Genomic DNA, 14,348 nt, shown 5'->3' with positions numbered 1-14,348 from the left:
CCATCATAGTCCGGCAGAAAGATGCATCTGCAGGATAACGCTGCGTTTTACACTGGCGGCACGGTGTTTTGAGGTGTTTACCTCACAGGAGAGCGGCATGTCGCTGAAAGAGGTCGCCCGACGGGCAGGTGTGGGACTGGCAACCGTGGATCGGGTGCTCAATGAACGTGGCGGCGTCGCGCCGGAGACGGTTCACAGGGTGCTGCAGGCAGCACGTGAAGTCGGGCTGAAGCGGATCCTGCCGGAGGAGCATCGTCATCCGTGGCAGATAGAACTGCTGCTGAGCAGCAACGATTCGTTTTTCTTTAAGCAGCTGGCACAGGATTTTACCGAGGTCGCCTCGCATCTGGGCTATCGCCGGTTAACGCTGCGCCGCACTTTTGTCCCCGAGGCTCAGCCAGAACGACTGGCAAAGCTTATCAGGCAGGGCGGTGAAACGCGGGATGGTCTGATCGTTTTTGCCCATGAACATCCGGCGATCTATGAGGCGCTGGACCATTGCCAGGCGCGTGGCGTACCGGTGATCTCGCTGGTCACCGATTTACCCGGTGCCGCCCGGCTCTGTCATGTGGGGATCAATCAGCTGCAGGCAGGACGTACAGCCGCTCAGCTGATGGGCAAAATGCTGCATCAACCCGGTGAGGTGTTGATGGTCAGTGGGCACCGGGATTACAGCGCACATCGTCAGCGTATTGAAGGGTTCCGTGACCTGATAACCAGTCGGTTTCCCCATCTTCAGTTACGTGAAGTTCTGGCCGCCCAGGAAAATCGCGACACCCTCAGTAAGTTGCTGGAGAAGCAGCTGTTTCAGAGCGGTCATCTCCAGGGCATTTATAACACCGGGCTGGGGAATACCGAGATCGGGCAGGCGCTGGCACGACATCGTCGGCTGAATCAGTGCATCTGGATCACTCATGAGCTTTACGCCACCACCCGCACGCTGATGGCGCAGCAGAGCGTTGCGCTGACACTGGATCAAAACACCGGGCAGCATGCCCAGCTCGCGCTGCAGCTGATGCTGAATTATCTGGAGCAGGGAGAGAGACCCGATATCTACATTAACGGAAAAGTGGATTTCATCATTTATACGGCAGAAAACTGTCTGTAAAGATTGCCCGTTGTGTCATATCCACCGGTAAAGAAATATGCTTTACCTGCCGTCGATCATTGCATTCAGCACTATTTCCCGCGCGAGACAGTGCCCGGGAAAGTGGCTCACTGGCTCAAAAGTGCATAAAAAACAGCCTGCCACAGATAATCTGATCGCAGTGACAAGCTGAAACCGCCCCTTTATGTCAGATAAAAAATCTAACTATTATCTAAATATTAAAATATAAATCTATATATGCATTTTTTATGGTTTTAATATTCAGATGCAGAGTAATGACGTTAATATCGTATCCGACTGAACAAACAGCGAAGTGAAACGGGTGAATTAATGTGCGACAGAGGTGCGGAAACAGAGCAGGAATAACACTCGCAGTCCTGAACGGTTAGCCATTAAAAGCGTACTTTGCAGAGTTGATCAATATCAAAACTTAATGGGTTTTTATCGTCATATTCCTATTGGGTTTCACTTTCTGCCAGGTTGATGCTAAGTTCTCGTCGGTTTAAAACAGGGCAGTATGAAGAACCGTTTCACTGATATTACGGCCACCCTGAATTTTTCCTGCGCCAGTTCGGTGCCTGACTAATTAATGAGCGTATGATTTGGAAAAGTGTTTATATCCGGTGCGTACCAGAACTGAGAGAGTGCTGCACGCGGTGGTATTCGAAGTTGTCGCTAATGTGCTGGTTTTCTTTATCCTGATTATTTTTACCTCCGCAGCACCATCGCAGTCGTTGTTGCTTACATTGGTTTCATCAACTCTGGCTATGGGATGGAACTACCTTTTCAACCTGATGTTTGACAGTGTTCAGCTAAAAACAGGATTTAAAAAGAACTTGCGAGTGAGATGCCTCCATGCCGTTCTGTTTGAGGCGGGTCTGTTATTAGTGTTAATCCCCTTTGCAGCATGGTGGCTGGATATTACGCTATTCTCAGCATTGAGACTTGAATCCGGACTGGTGCTATTTTTTCTGACCTATGCTTTTCTGTTCAATTTGTTATGGGATTGGGGAAGATCAGCAAAATCAATGAAGATATTAAATTAATGTATCATGCCATTAAAATTTACTTTCAGAAATTAACCTTTCGCTTAGCCGGCTAATGGAACTTCGCGTGCGAGTGATCGCGCCCGAATGTATCCGATGCGTAAGGAAACAAGTATATCTGGTGTCAGGAGCCGCTTACTCTCGCCTGGCAGCATTGATATAACGGCGCGTCTGCTTAAATTAAGTTCAGACTGCGTATAAGCTCATTTCACAGGTTAAATCAGCAAGAATATTATGGACAAAGTCTACTATCTGAATAAGTTAAGGAACTGCCCGTCAACCGATATTCTGGATATCGTAACAAGCTATATGCGGAAAAAACTGCCTGGTGACGACCTCTCTTCATTTGAAGGCGCTTACGATCATCGTAAAGCCGAACTAATAATGAATGAAACCTACAGTGAAGTTCCTTCAGAAGTATGGAGACTGGTGTGCTGAGGTGAAAAAAGGAGGGCAGGATCACTCATAACCCATTATCTGCTGAGGGCTGATCACCCTGCAGATCATCAATTCCTGATAATCCTGGCGCGATGCATTTTGATCTCCGTCGGGCAGAATCGGTGAACAGATAAATCAGAGCATCACCTTTAGTGCTGTGATGCTCTGTCATTCTCAACAAACGCACGACATAAAGCGCTGTAAGAAATAGTAAGACAAACCTGCCAGACCACTGTAAACCGTTTTAAATATGACGCCAAAACTGGCTTCATCTGTTGTATTCAGAAAAGCTCGTACAAATAATGCCTTCCGGACTCACACGACTACGATAATGATTATCTGTTCAGGCGATATGCTGCCAATTTAGCTCATGCTCCACCAGCACCGATCCCGGAACGGCAAATCGTGTCAGGGTGATAAAAAAGGCTGCTCAGTCGTTAAGCAAGGGTGTATTAAGCACATTCAGATGATGCAATACCATTAAATTTAAATGTTGTTCGCCCGAACAGGGAGCATGCAGGCGAACAAAACGGGAATTCATTTCAGATGGTCACGATGATACAGAGCCCACTGCTCAATCCTTTCTCCAGAGGGTAGCAGGCAATAGGTTGTTATACCTGCCGAAGATTTTTCCTGGACCTGCTGACCACCGCGATTAACGCAATATTCACTGGCTGGATTACGCATTGTTAAACGCTGCGGTTCCTTGCTGTGCGGTGTGCAGGCGATAAGTAGTGAAGCCAGTAACATCAGTGAAACTCCTGCTAACCTGTTTGTGACGGTCATAAAACCTCTCTTAACCTTATTTTTGTGAATTAAGCATTTACCCTCCAGTGGTGTGATTAAGTCTGATAGCACAACAACGACTTTATCAGGAATCCTCCTTTCTCCTGCCACATGTTAACCTCAGGGGTGACAATCATCATGTTTCCATTCTACCGTCCACTCTGCACTCACCACTGCCGGTAGCGATACATAATTATAGCGTGCTGCCACTAAACCCGCGCTTAACAACCTCACGCGACACATAAGCAGATAGACCTTTAATGCAGTGATTAAAAAATGAATAAAGCCAAAATTAGAATGCATGTGAAGATAATTAACAAAAACCCCATTATTACAATCGATGCATTATCTTAATTTTTAATGGAAATTCCTCGCGAATAGGGCATCGCCTTTAACGTTTACTTAAAACAGGCACACTTGCGATGCCTTTACATAAATCCTTTTCCCGCTGCATAATCCCGCAACATTTGTATGCGCACTGCCATTAATGGGATCAATAAAACCTACAACTTATTGGTATCGCTTAAATATCGCTGCTGCTTAACACCTGAATAACAACTCATGATTCAGGTGCCATTTAACGATCACACTATCAATAAAATCTTAAGGAAGAGTGACTGAGATGAATAATAAATTCCCGCGAAATAAAATCGCAAAAGCATTAATGCTGGCAAGTGGGATGGGGGTTGTGCCTCTGATTAGCTATGCTGCAGTCATCGGAAGCCAGACAGGCAATGAGATCATCTTAACTGATGGCACCACGCTGATTGCCGACCAGTCATCTGGCGACGGTTATTATGGCATCCTGGTTAATGGCGCTACCGCCGCAACGGTTACCATCGGCAGCGGCAGCACAGTTCGCGTGACAGATGCTGAACGTTATGCAAAAGGGATTTTTATTGAAGCGGCAAACAGTGAATTTACTGCAGATAAGTTAACCCTCAACGTTTCCGGTAAAACAGCGGTCGGCATTGAGTTCGGCGGAAAAAATGTAACCGCCAGTTTAGGATCCGGTTCCTCGGTCACCACGGTAGCATCAGGTGATTCTTTCGCCGAGGGCGTCGTTGTCAGCAATAGTTCCTCGCTGCAGGCAAATAACCTGCAAATAAGCACCCAGGGCACTGGCGGAACGGCTCTGCGCGTCAGTGGTTACGGAAGTCACGCCAGTCTGGGCGACGACAGTAATTTACAGACGAATGGCCTTAACAGTAATGCCGTTCAGGTTGATAACCTGACCGGTGAGTCGATTAATGGCGTGGCCACGTTGAAAGCAAATGCATTGACGATCAACACCCTTGGCAATAATTCGCAGGGTATTAATATCCAGGATAATGGTTCGGTTGATCTGGGCAGCAACTCGACCATTATTACCACTGGGGATCTTTCTGCTGGCATCTGGAGCTGGGGTGAGCTGAAGGCCGATCATCTGACAATCAGTACTGCGGGTGAGACCTCTGCAGGTCTGTCAGGCCGTGACAACAGCCTCTCAAACATTGGTGCTGGTAGCGTGATCTCCTCTGATCAGACTGGCGGCATTGTGGCTATGGGCGACAATGCCATCGTTAACTTCATTGGTAGTGAAGAAGAACGCAATACGGTCTATTCAGCAGGTTTTTATGGCGTATCCGCACAGTCAACCGGCGCAACCATTAATCTGCAGAACACCGATATTATGATGAAAAATGTGGATACCATGACCCTGGGTATTTGGTCCACAAGCGGTGGCACAGTTAACGGTGATGCAGTGACCATTACCGGCCCGGAGAATGCTACAGGTGTCTACGCCATGGCTGGTGGTAAAGCGAATCTTACGGGTGATTTGACCATTGATATGAGCTCCCCGGATGGGATAGCCATGGCTACGCAATATGATGAAGGTTATACAGCAGGTGTCATCACCACCGACGGAAAAGCGCAGATCGTTGGTAGCGTTTTATCCCGGGCCGGACTCATCGACCTCAATCTGACATCGGGTTCACTTTGGTCTGGCAGCGCCAGCAGCGATAACGTCAATAATGGCCATCTGAACGTTAATCTGACCGACAGCACCTGGAATGTATCGCGAACATCCAATGTCGATAATCTGACATTGAGTAACTCGCTGGTTGACCTCTCTGCAGCCTCGGATGACGCAACCTATTCAACATTGACTATCGCCAACCTCAGCGGCAGCGGCGACTTCGCCTTGCGCACCAATCTGGCAGGCGATGGTGCTGGCGTGAATAACATTGGCGATAAAGTTGTGGTGACAGAGAGTAGTTCCGGTGATTACGGTCTGACCATACAGAACCGCGGCAGTGCCGTCACCACTGGCAACGAAGTACTGACTGTGGTTGAAACGACTGATGGCATCGCCACCTTTAAAGGCAACGCCGACGTGGAACTTGGTGGCTATGTTTACTCGGTCAATAAGCAAGGCAACAACTGGGTACTCTCCTCACCTAAAGCACCAGAAACCCCTGAAGCAGATGATCCGGCCGTTATCCCTGCGGATGAGCCTGCCGCGACTCCTGCTAATGAACCTGCCGCGACTCCTGCTAATGAGCCTGCCGCGACTCCAGCCGATAACGGTGGCACGGCGCCTGCCGGGCAAGACAACGCAACTTCCCCCATTACCAGCACGGCCAACGCAGGGGCTAACTTCCTCAACACTGGCTATCTGATGAACTATGCCGAAATGCAGACGCTGATGCAGCGTATGGGTGATGTTCGTCAGGGGAAGACAGCCGGAAATGTCTGGCTGCGCGCTATAGATGGACGGTTCAGCGGCTTTGATAATGGCAAGCTGAGCCGTTTCAGCCTGAACTACACCGGTTATCAGTTTGGGGTCGATAAACGTTTGTCCGATGAAATTCCGATCTATCTGGGCCTGTTCATGGGGGTAACTGAAGGATCGCCTCATTACCAAAATGGTAACGGCAACATCCGTTCTGAGCATTATGGCTTCTACACCACCTGGGTAAATGATGCCGGTTTCTATGTTGATGGCGTTGTGAAAGTCAACCGGCTAAGGAATCAGTTCAATGTTCACGATACACAGAATAACCAGGTATCCGGTAACGGTGTCTCTTCAGGTCTGAGCGGATCGCTTGAGGCGGGCAAAAAGTTCAGCTTCTCTGATCGGCTGGCAGGTTTTTATCTTGAACCACAACTACAGCTGACAGCAGGTCATCAGGATGGTGCTTCCGTAGGTGCGTCTAATGGTCTCAATATCACACTTTCAAGCTACAAATCACTGATGAGCCGGGCAAGCGTGCTGGCAGGGTATGAAATCAATCAGAGCAATTACAAACTCAACACCTATGTAAAAACGGGTGTAATGCGCGAGTATGCCGGGGATGCTGCTTATGCTCTTAACGGATCAAATGAACGTCTTTCCTTTAAAGGAAATGGCTGGAATAACGGCGTCGGCCTGAGTGCCCAAATCAGCAGCCATACGCTCTTCCTGGAGGCCGATATGGTAGACGGAAAACGTTTTAACCAACGTCAGGTTAATGCTGGCTACCGTTTTAGTTTTTAGAATCAACGTGCAGCAAGCGCTCGTATAACAGGAGGTGTTAATGAAAAAAACATTATGGATGCTGCTGGCCTTGATCTGCTCAGGATCCGCTTTCGCACGGCAGGAGTCCACCATCGCAGAAGCAAAAAACATGCGAGACGAACGTCATGTTACCCTTACCGGTACGATTAGTGGACGGGCTGACGATGACCACTACTGGTTACAGGACTCAACGGGTCGTATCCGTATTGATGTCGACGAGGATGACGAAGACGACAACGGCTTCCTTATTGGTAAAAAGGTACGGATAACGGGTGAGGTAGATCGCGATGACGGCCATAGCGAAATCGATGTTGATCGGCTCTTCATTCTGAAATAATTCCGGACTTCTGTGTAAAAAAGCCAGCTATAGCGCTGGCTTTTTTACATTCAGGGCAGGTTTTACTTTTCGCGAAACGCTTCCTGTACGCGCAACAGAGGACGCAACAGATATTGCAGCAGGCTCTTCTCGCCCGTACGAATATCAACGGTGGCCGTCATACCGGGAATCACCCGTAGTTCCTGACTGCCGCTTTTCGTCAGCGTATTATTTTCCGTTAATACCATCACCCGGTAATAAGTATCATCGACGCCTGGCCTGCGGGCAGCTTTACTCTCCTCATCTTTTAGCGCGCCCGAACTGATACTTTGAACATGTCCGGTCAGGCCGCCATAAATCGAATAGTCATAGGCAGAAATTTTTACCACAGCTTCCTGACCGGGCGCCAGAAAAGCCACATCAGAGGGCCGGATACGGGTTTCCACCAGCAGCTGGTCATCCAATGGTGTCACCTCCATTATTGCGGCACCAGGCTGGATCACACCGCCAAGCGTATTGATTTTAATACTGTTAACAATGCCTCGTACTGGCGTGCGGACTTCAGTACGCTCAAGCGTATCATGGCGGCCATGGGCAGTTTCCTGCAGGCTTGTCATCTCAACATCGACTTTGGACAGTTCATCGTTAGCCTCGTTACGGTAGCGGTTTTTTCGCTCGGTAATTTGCAATTCGGCATCATTCATCTGACGCTCAAGTTTCAGAACCTCAGTTTTTGACAGCAGCGATCTGGCTGAGAGCTGTCGCGCCATTTCAAGCTCTTTCTGCAGCAATGTTTTTGACTTCAGATAGCCTTCAATTGACTCATTTACCGCCCTTTTGCGTAGTTTCCAGGCATCGGTTTCACGGGTAACCAGTTCAGGTACTTTCATGACCTCTGGCGGGAACACAAGCTCGCTGCCGGTCGCTTCTGCTTCAAGACGCGCGGCCTGGGCTTTCAGTGCCAGCAGGCGGTTAGCGCTTTCGCGGAAGGAGGCTTCGGCGCGCGTGGGATCGATTTTGGCCACAACCTGACCTTTTTCAACCGTATCGCCTTCATGCACCATTAACTCCTGCAAAATACCGCCCTCAAGGCTTTGCAAAACCTGTTCGCGGGAACTGGGCACAATTTTGGCTGACCCGGTTGTCACCTCTTCGATGTTGAAATTGGCGGCCCAGACGATTACCAGCACCATTAACGCCACGCTGCCCCAGGCGATAAATAGCCAGCCTTCCCAGCGATCCTGACGGGCGGCCCTCACCATGTCACTGGCTGTATGTTCGGTCAGGCGCTTTTGATCAACGTTTTTATCAGGGGACAGGCTGCTCATACTGTTACCTCGCCAGATTGTGGCTGACGCTCTGTGCTTATCTCAACGCCAGCATGTTTCGCTGCGTTACGCAGCACCGATGCGGCCGGGATCTTCCCGCTGTTTAATAAACCGATAATCTCTTCACGCGGCCCATCAGCTACTTTGATGCCTTCATCCATCACAATCACCCGATCAACATATTTCAGCACTGCCGGACGGTGGGTCACGATAATCACGGTTCGGCCTTCCATTGCCGGGATGAGCGCCTGCAGGATAGTGCGTTCCGACCCCATATCCATCCCCGATGTAGGTTCGTCCAGGAGCAGAACATCCGGATTCGACAGAATGGCGCGAGCCAGGGCTATCGCCTGCTTTTGTCCACCGGAAAAGTTTTCACCACGCTCACTGACAGGCATACCAAAGCCCATGGGATGGGCCGCGACAATATCACTCACCCCGGTCATTTTTGCAGCGGCCATCAGTTCTTCGTCGCTGGCGTAGGGTGCTCCCATCACCAGGTTGTCACGCAGCGAACCATACATAAAACGTGGTTCCTGATTGACCAGCGCGATACGAGTCCGTAATTCCACCGGCTCGACCTGGCCTATATCTACGCCAGCAATGGTGATCGTGCCTGTTGTGGGTGGATATAGCCCAACCAGCATGCGCAGCAGCGAAGATTTACCGCTGCCCATTTTGCCCAGTATGGCAACCCGCTCGCCCTGACAGAACCGGACATCTAGCTGCTCAACGATGGCCGGTAAATCGTCTTTATAACGTAATGAAACGCCCTGACAGACAATCCCGGTCTGGCTGCCCTGGGGAAGCTGCACATAAACCTTCTCATTATCGCGTTCAGCAGGGGCCTGCATCACTTTATTGAGGATGGCCAGCGAGGTTTTTGCCTGCTGAATACGCAATCCCAGCGCGGCAAGCGTTGCTATTGGCATTATGGCGCGCCCCATCAGGGTCATAGTGGCAATGATGCCTCCCATTGAGATATCACCATCACCGACCAGATAAGCACCCCAGACCAGCAGAATAACGGTACCAAACTGCTGGGTCGTCTGAATAACGCTTGAGCCCATAGTGGCAAGGAACCGCGATTTCATATTCACTGCAGAGAGTTTTACGCTGGCAACATCGTGTTTAGAGGCGACCAGGTTTTCAGCACGCAGAACTTTAATGGTTTCAAGATTATCCAGTGATTCAATAACCAGACCGTAACGGTTACTGCCTATTTTCATTGACTCTTCAGCGTGGCGTTTCAAAGGGATCTGCATCAGCAGCACCATCGCCACGATGACCACTAATATCAGGATCACACACCAGACCAGTGGCCCGGCAACCAGATGGATTACAACCAGGAAGAGTAAAACAAAGGGTAAGTCAGCAACCGTCGTTAAAGCGGCTGACGTAGTAAGCTCGCGGACGCTGTCAAAGCTTTGCATGACATTGCCAAATGCACCGCTGGATTGGGCTCGACCCGACATTTTGCCGTTCAGCACGTGACGAAAAAGTTGTGCGCCCAACACCAGATCGATCTTTTTACCGGCGCGATCGGTAATCCAGGCCCGGCCCAGCCGTGCAGCCAGTTCAAACAACAACGCCAGACTCACGCCGATAGCCATCGTCCAGAGTGTTACGTAGGTCTGGTTAGGCAGTACCCGGTTATAAACCGTCATGGTGAATACGGACATCGCCAGAACGAGCAGGTTAATAACGACTGACAATGCGGCGGCTTCAAAGATATAACGTTTGAATCCCCACAAAGTATTCCAGAACCAGTGCCCTTTACCGACATGGACAATGTCATCGGCACGATGATCAAGATAAGACTTAGGTCGCAGCAGCAACAACTCGCCGCTATAGTGCTGAGCCAGGCGAGCGAAATCGACCTCAACAGGCTGGCTGCCCAGTGCGGGATCGATAATGGCGCACTTCTTTTCGCTACACTGTGTCAGCACGCAATAGCCCGTTTCCAGACGCATGATGGCGGGGAGAACAAAGCTTTTCACATCCGTCAGGTCAATCTTCTGCCAGGCAGCACTCATGCCGCGGCTCTGCAGCGTGCGCAATGCCCAGTCATTCTGGGCGCTGATATCAGCGTCTGGTGGAAATGCAGGCATACCCACACGTAAAGCATTTAGCGTAAGCCGGACGTCAAACAGGCGCAGTGCGCTTTGCAGTGCAACCAGCAAAGTCTCCTGCGTATCTGATGGCGATCTGGATAACACTCTGTTTTCAGCATTCAGTTCAGAGCCAGCAGGCTCAAATTGTATATCAGTCACAATGGCGTCCCCTGGACAACTAATTCATTCTGGTCTGGCGGCAAAGCATGACAGCGGCCAGAAATACTCGTTTTTTACGTCAGCGTGATTAGTGCACCGCTTCGATGGTATTCGCTGGTAAAGCGTTAACCTTCTGCACCAGTTGGCTGGTTTTACCCAGTGCCGCAACGATGTTCCATTGCGCAGCCAGGTACTGCATCTGCTGCTCCTGATAACTTGCGAGACTGGTGTAATAGTCGGTAGCAAACGAGATTAAATCCGTTAACGGACGCTGCCCCGCGAAGAACTGTACTTCCCCCGCTTTCCAGGTTTTCAACGCGGTTTCTGACTGTCTCTGTAATGCATTGAGCTGGCGTTCACGAAGCGGTAAGGAGACCCACAGCTGATCCAGCTGCTGTTTCAATGTCCGGAGTGTTGCATCCTGATCCGCCTCTGCGGCAATGAGTCGCTGAGTTTCAGCTTTGGCATTTGCCCTGCCAGCCCCACCATCCCAAAGATTGATATCGCTGCTCACCTGTAACGTCACCGCTTTAAACGGTTCCATTTCACCGTTGCGCTTTGGACTGTCCATACTCAGTTGCACACTCCATTTCGGCCTGTTCCACTTAGAGGCCAGATCCACTGCGGCTCTCGCCTCCTCTTTACGCTCGCGTGAGACCGCCCAGTTGGGATTTTCTTTCAGTACCTGTTGTGCCTGTGCCAGTGACGCGGGCAACAGACCCGCTTTTTTCAGATCGGGCAGGCCTCTGGTGATAACAATCTCGTGGTTCAGCAGCGAGCTGAGTTGCTGCTGCGCCTGTATATAGGTGGTGTAGCTCATTTCACGACTGGCAATCACCGAATTGAGGCGAGTCGCAACCTGATTGATCTCAGAAGCTCTGCCGCTATCAATACTGGCAATATTCTTTACCCGATTAAGCAGATCCTGCAGTGCGTTAATTTCTTTATCCAGCACAGCGACAACTGTGGCATTAGTGGCTGCAGAGGTAAAAAGAGAAAGCACCTGCTCGTTGAGATTTTCGCGCGTGACATTTACCTGAGCCTGCTGCATGGAATAAGCTGCCTGCTTTCCGGCAACGCTCGCATCAGTACGTCCGTGATCGTAAAGTAATTTACTTACAGTGATATGCGGGGAGACCGGGTTATTCTCATAACCGGGTTGACCTGAATATCCTGATGCGCTGATACCCGTACTGACCTGAAAACCATCAGCGGCTTTTGCCTGATCGATATCATACATAGCACCGGTGCTGTTTGATAAAGCAGACTTTACCGATGGATGGTCGGCTGTCATACGAATCATTTCAATAAAGTCCGTTGCATGGGCATTTAACAGGGGATTAAAAAATAGCAATCCCGCAATTAAACCATGCAGCGAACATCTGGATTTTGTAGTAAACAAGTTTTTTTTCATAGTTAACTCAAAATAACAAATAAAGTGGGATGGCTAATTTCCTCTGTCGCTAATTCAATCCTGCGACCGGAACTGTTTTAACCGCCCGACATGTCATATGGCAACGTTAATTCTGCTAAAAAGAAATATTTAGGTTTTACATGCTGCTCACATGTCTTTATTTATTTTTTTCATCTGTGCAATCAGATCTGGGGCTCACCTGATGGGCCTGCCTTAAACAGGCCCATCAGGTGAGTTTGATGTGAAAAAAAGCTGGCGATGACCGAAGTCATCGCCAGTTCTATCAGATAACGTTTAAGCCATGCTGGATTAACAGCTTGACAGTGGTGTCATCATTATTGGTATAGACGTCATAATTAACGCCATTTTCAGTTTGTGCGGCTGAAGCCGTCCATTCTGATTTTCCAATATTAACGGTATCAGTTGCATTACTATTGTTTGAACTTCCCACATCTCCCGTAATATGTAATGTGTTCGCTTCACTACCATTATCTTTAGTAATTTCGAGCACATCGCTGGCGCTGATAAATAATGTTTGCGCCGTGTTATTACCCAGATGGATAGCTTCAATTCCACTAATTTTGCCTGATACCGTTCCGAGTTCTAAATCGTTATTAGAATCCCAGACCAGCGTATCGTGATCTTCTCCTCCTTTCACACTGCTAAAATGAGTACTGTTAATGACGATAGTATCATCGCCCTCTTTTGCATCGACGGAATTCGCGCCGCGTGCATCCAGTACATCATTACCTGAAGTGCCATTAAGATCGTACTGAGCAGGTTGATACTCAATATGCGTCGATCCCGTTTCAGACGTCAGTCCCAGTGTCTCGTTCAGATCAACTAAGCGGCCTTTTATTGCTGAGCCATCGCCGTCGCCCACGCCCTGATCGGTCCAGGTCACGTAGAGCTGACCGCCCGCCAGGAAGGTCGCATCGACTTCAACCTGCTCACCATAGGTCAGCTGGTTGATCTGGATCTGCTGACCCACTTTATTACCCGCAGCATCAAAGTACTGTGCGTAGATACCGCTGGTACCTGCACCCGGCGCGATGTCGGTTGTTGACAGGAAAACGGCAATAAAGCTGCCGTCAGCCTGACTGACCACCCTCGCCATGTGCTGATCGCCAGCCGTCGTGGTGTTGATCAGGAACTCGCTGGTCAGCGCCGTACCGTCTGCCGCGTAGATGCGGCCCCAGACGCTGTAACCATTCTGATCCGGTCCGCTGGTATCGTTAGAGTCCCAGGTCACCACGTAGTTACCGTTTTGCAGCGCACTGACTGCGGATGACGCCTGATTGTTAGTCAGGGTCTGGTTCGCTACGAAGCTGCCTGTTACAGCATGCGTTGACGGATCATAAACTGACACACCAACATCATATCCGGTGGCTTTAATCGCATAAGTAATCGCAACCTGGCCATTTTCCAGCGTTGTAACAGATGGCAACGGCTCCCATTCAGGAATGATGGCATTTGCGTTCAGGGTCGTGGTTGCCAGCACGGTCTCCGCCGTGACCGGCGTGCCGTTTGCGTCATACTGACGGCCATAAACCGTCCAGTTGCCGTTCAGGCTCGCTTCCCAAACCACCAGATAACCGCCGTCTTCCAGCGAAGTGATCACCGGAACGCGCATTTTGCTGGCGGCGGTGCTGGAGTCCACATTGTACTCTGCGCCATTAGTCACGACGCCGTTCACGTTACCCGCACCGTCGTAGCTGTAGGTATAGCCCTGACCCTTGATATGCGCACCGGAATCCGTGCTCCACACCACCTGGAAAGTGCCATCTGACAGCACGGTAACCTGCGGCGTGATCTGGTCGCCCGCTGTGGTGGTGTTCACCGTGAACTCCGCCCCGACCGGCTGGCCTTTCGCATCCAGCAGCTGACCCTTGACGCAGCTGCCGGAGCCGTCTCCGCTCGCCGACTGCCACACCACGATGGCGCCGCCGTCCGGCAGGCTGGCTACCGACGAGACCGTCTGCGCTCCCGTGGTGGTGGTGTTCACCGTGTACTCGGAGTAAAACGCCGCATCCACGTCAATCACGATACCTTCAATGCCGGTTCCCGAACCGTCCACGTTGTCCGACTGCCACGTCAC

9 protein-coding genes and 1 pseudogene are annotated in these 14,348 nt (G+C 50.2%); 5 read left to right on the top strand and 5 right to left on the bottom strand.

Annotated features, from left to right (window positions below; genetic code table 11):
* Positions 1-97 precede the first annotated feature (97 nt).
* The 3 genes from NR201_RS16770 to NR201_RS16760 all read left to right on the top strand — a co-directional run bounded on the left by NR201_RS16770 (position 98) and on the right by NR201_RS16760 (position 2,592).
* Positions 98-1,108: a LacI family DNA-binding transcriptional regulator gene (locus tag NR201_RS16770; RefSeq protein WP_256849987.1), complete on the top strand. Its 1,011-nt coding sequence runs from the start codon at positions 98-100 to the stop codon at positions 1,106-1,108.
* Between the two features lie 602 nt (positions 1,109-1,710).
* The gene (locus NR201_RS16765; protein ID WP_033744181.1) at positions 1,711-2,154 is read left to right on the top strand and encodes a PACE efflux transporter; all 444 of its coding nucleotides are present in this window, start codon (positions 1,711-1,713) and stop codon (positions 2,152-2,154) included.
* 234 nt (positions 2,155-2,388) lie between these two features.
* Positions 2,389-2,592 (top strand): Hha/YmoA family nucleoid-associated regulatory protein, encoded by a 204-nt coding sequence (locus NR201_RS16760; RefSeq protein WP_010257166.1) that lies wholly within the window; start codon positions 2,389-2,391, stop codon positions 2,590-2,592.
* 537 nt (positions 2,593-3,129) lie between these two features.
* Here NR201_RS16760 and NR201_RS16755 read toward each other — a convergent pair.
* Positions 3,130-3,342: a DUF333 domain-containing protein gene (locus tag NR201_RS16755; protein ID WP_223566314.1), complete on the bottom strand. Its 213-nt coding sequence runs from the start codon at positions 3,340-3,342 to the stop codon at positions 3,130-3,132.
* A 658-nt stretch (positions 3,343-4,000) separates the two neighbouring features.
* Here NR201_RS16755 and NR201_RS16750 point away from each other — a divergent pair.
* Both NR201_RS16750 and NR201_RS16745 read left to right on the top strand, forming a co-directional pair.
* The gene (locus NR201_RS16750; protein ID WP_158132484.1) at positions 4,001-6,898 is read left to right on the top strand and encodes an autotransporter outer membrane beta-barrel domain-containing protein; all 2,898 of its coding nucleotides are present in this window, start codon (positions 4,001-4,003) and stop codon (positions 6,896-6,898) included.
* 40 nt (positions 6,899-6,938) lie between these two features.
* A complete protein-coding gene (locus NR201_RS16745) occupies positions 6,939-7,256 on the top strand; it encodes a NirD/YgiW/YdeI family stress tolerance protein (RefSeq protein WP_010257173.1) in 318 nt (105 codons plus the stop codon).
* Between the two features lie 62 nt (positions 7,257-7,318).
* Here NR201_RS16745 and NR201_RS16740 read toward each other — a convergent pair whose 3' ends face one another.
* The 4 genes and pseudogenes from NR201_RS16740 to NR201_RS16725 all read right to left on the bottom strand — a co-directional run.
* Positions 7,319-8,563, bottom strand: a complete 1,245-nt coding sequence (locus tag NR201_RS16740; protein WP_010257175.1) for an HlyD family type I secretion periplasmic adaptor subunit — start codon at positions 8,561-8,563, stop codon at positions 7,319-7,321.
* Entirely contained in the window at positions 8,560-10,782 is a 2,223-nt protein-coding gene (locus NR201_RS16735; protein ID WP_256850032.1) for a type I secretion system permease/ATPase, read from the bottom strand. The genes NR201_RS16740 and NR201_RS16735 overlap by 4 nt, the downstream gene beginning before the upstream one ends.
* Before the next feature lie 142 nt (positions 10,783-10,924).
* Positions 10,925-12,139 carry a TolC family protein gene (locus tag NR201_RS16730; RefSeq protein ID WP_071778629.1) on the bottom strand — a complete coding sequence of 405 codons (1,215 nt, stop codon included), beginning with the start codon at positions 12,137-12,139 and terminating at the stop codon, positions 10,925-10,927.
* Positions 12,140-12,533: 394 nt separating this feature from the next.
* Positions 12,534-14,348 (bottom strand): annotated as a pseudogene (locus NR201_RS16725) (hypothetical protein); the annotation flags it as partial.

Origin of the sequence: Pantoea sp. Fr-CA_6, assembly GCF_024520895.1 — a bacterium.
GTDB lineage: Bacteria > Pseudomonadota > Gammaproteobacteria > Enterobacterales > Enterobacteriaceae > Pantoea > Pantoea agglomerans.
The sequence above is the reverse complement of the archived record's forward strand: the minus strand, read 5'-3'. Positions and strand labels throughout refer to the sequence as shown.

Coding starts and splice junctions, on each gene's coding strand:
- NR201_RS16745 (WP_010257173.1), top strand. CDS start 6,939: ATGAAAAAAACATTATGGATGCTGCTGGCCTTGATCTGCTCAGGATCC.
- NR201_RS16760 (WP_010257166.1), top strand. CDS start 2,389: ATGGACAAAGTCTACTATCTGAATAAGTTAAGGAACTGCCCGTCAACC.
- NR201_RS16750 (WP_158132484.1), top strand. CDS start 4,001: ATGAATAATAAATTCCCGCGAAATAAAATCGCAAAAGCATTAATGCTG.
- NR201_RS16770 (WP_256849987.1), top strand. CDS start 98: ATGTCGCTGAAAGAGGTCGCCCGACGGGCAGGTGTGGGACTGGCAACC.
- NR201_RS16730 (WP_071778629.1), bottom strand. CDS start 12,139: ATGATTCGTATGACAGCCGACCATCCATCGGTAAAGTCTGCTTTATCA.
- NR201_RS16740 (WP_010257175.1), bottom strand. CDS start 8,563: ATGAGCAGCCTGTCCCCTGATAAAAACGTTGATCAAAAGCGCCTGACC.
- NR201_RS16755 (WP_223566314.1), bottom strand. CDS start 3,342: ATGTTACTGGCTTCACTACTTATCGCCTGCACACCGCACAGCAAGGAA.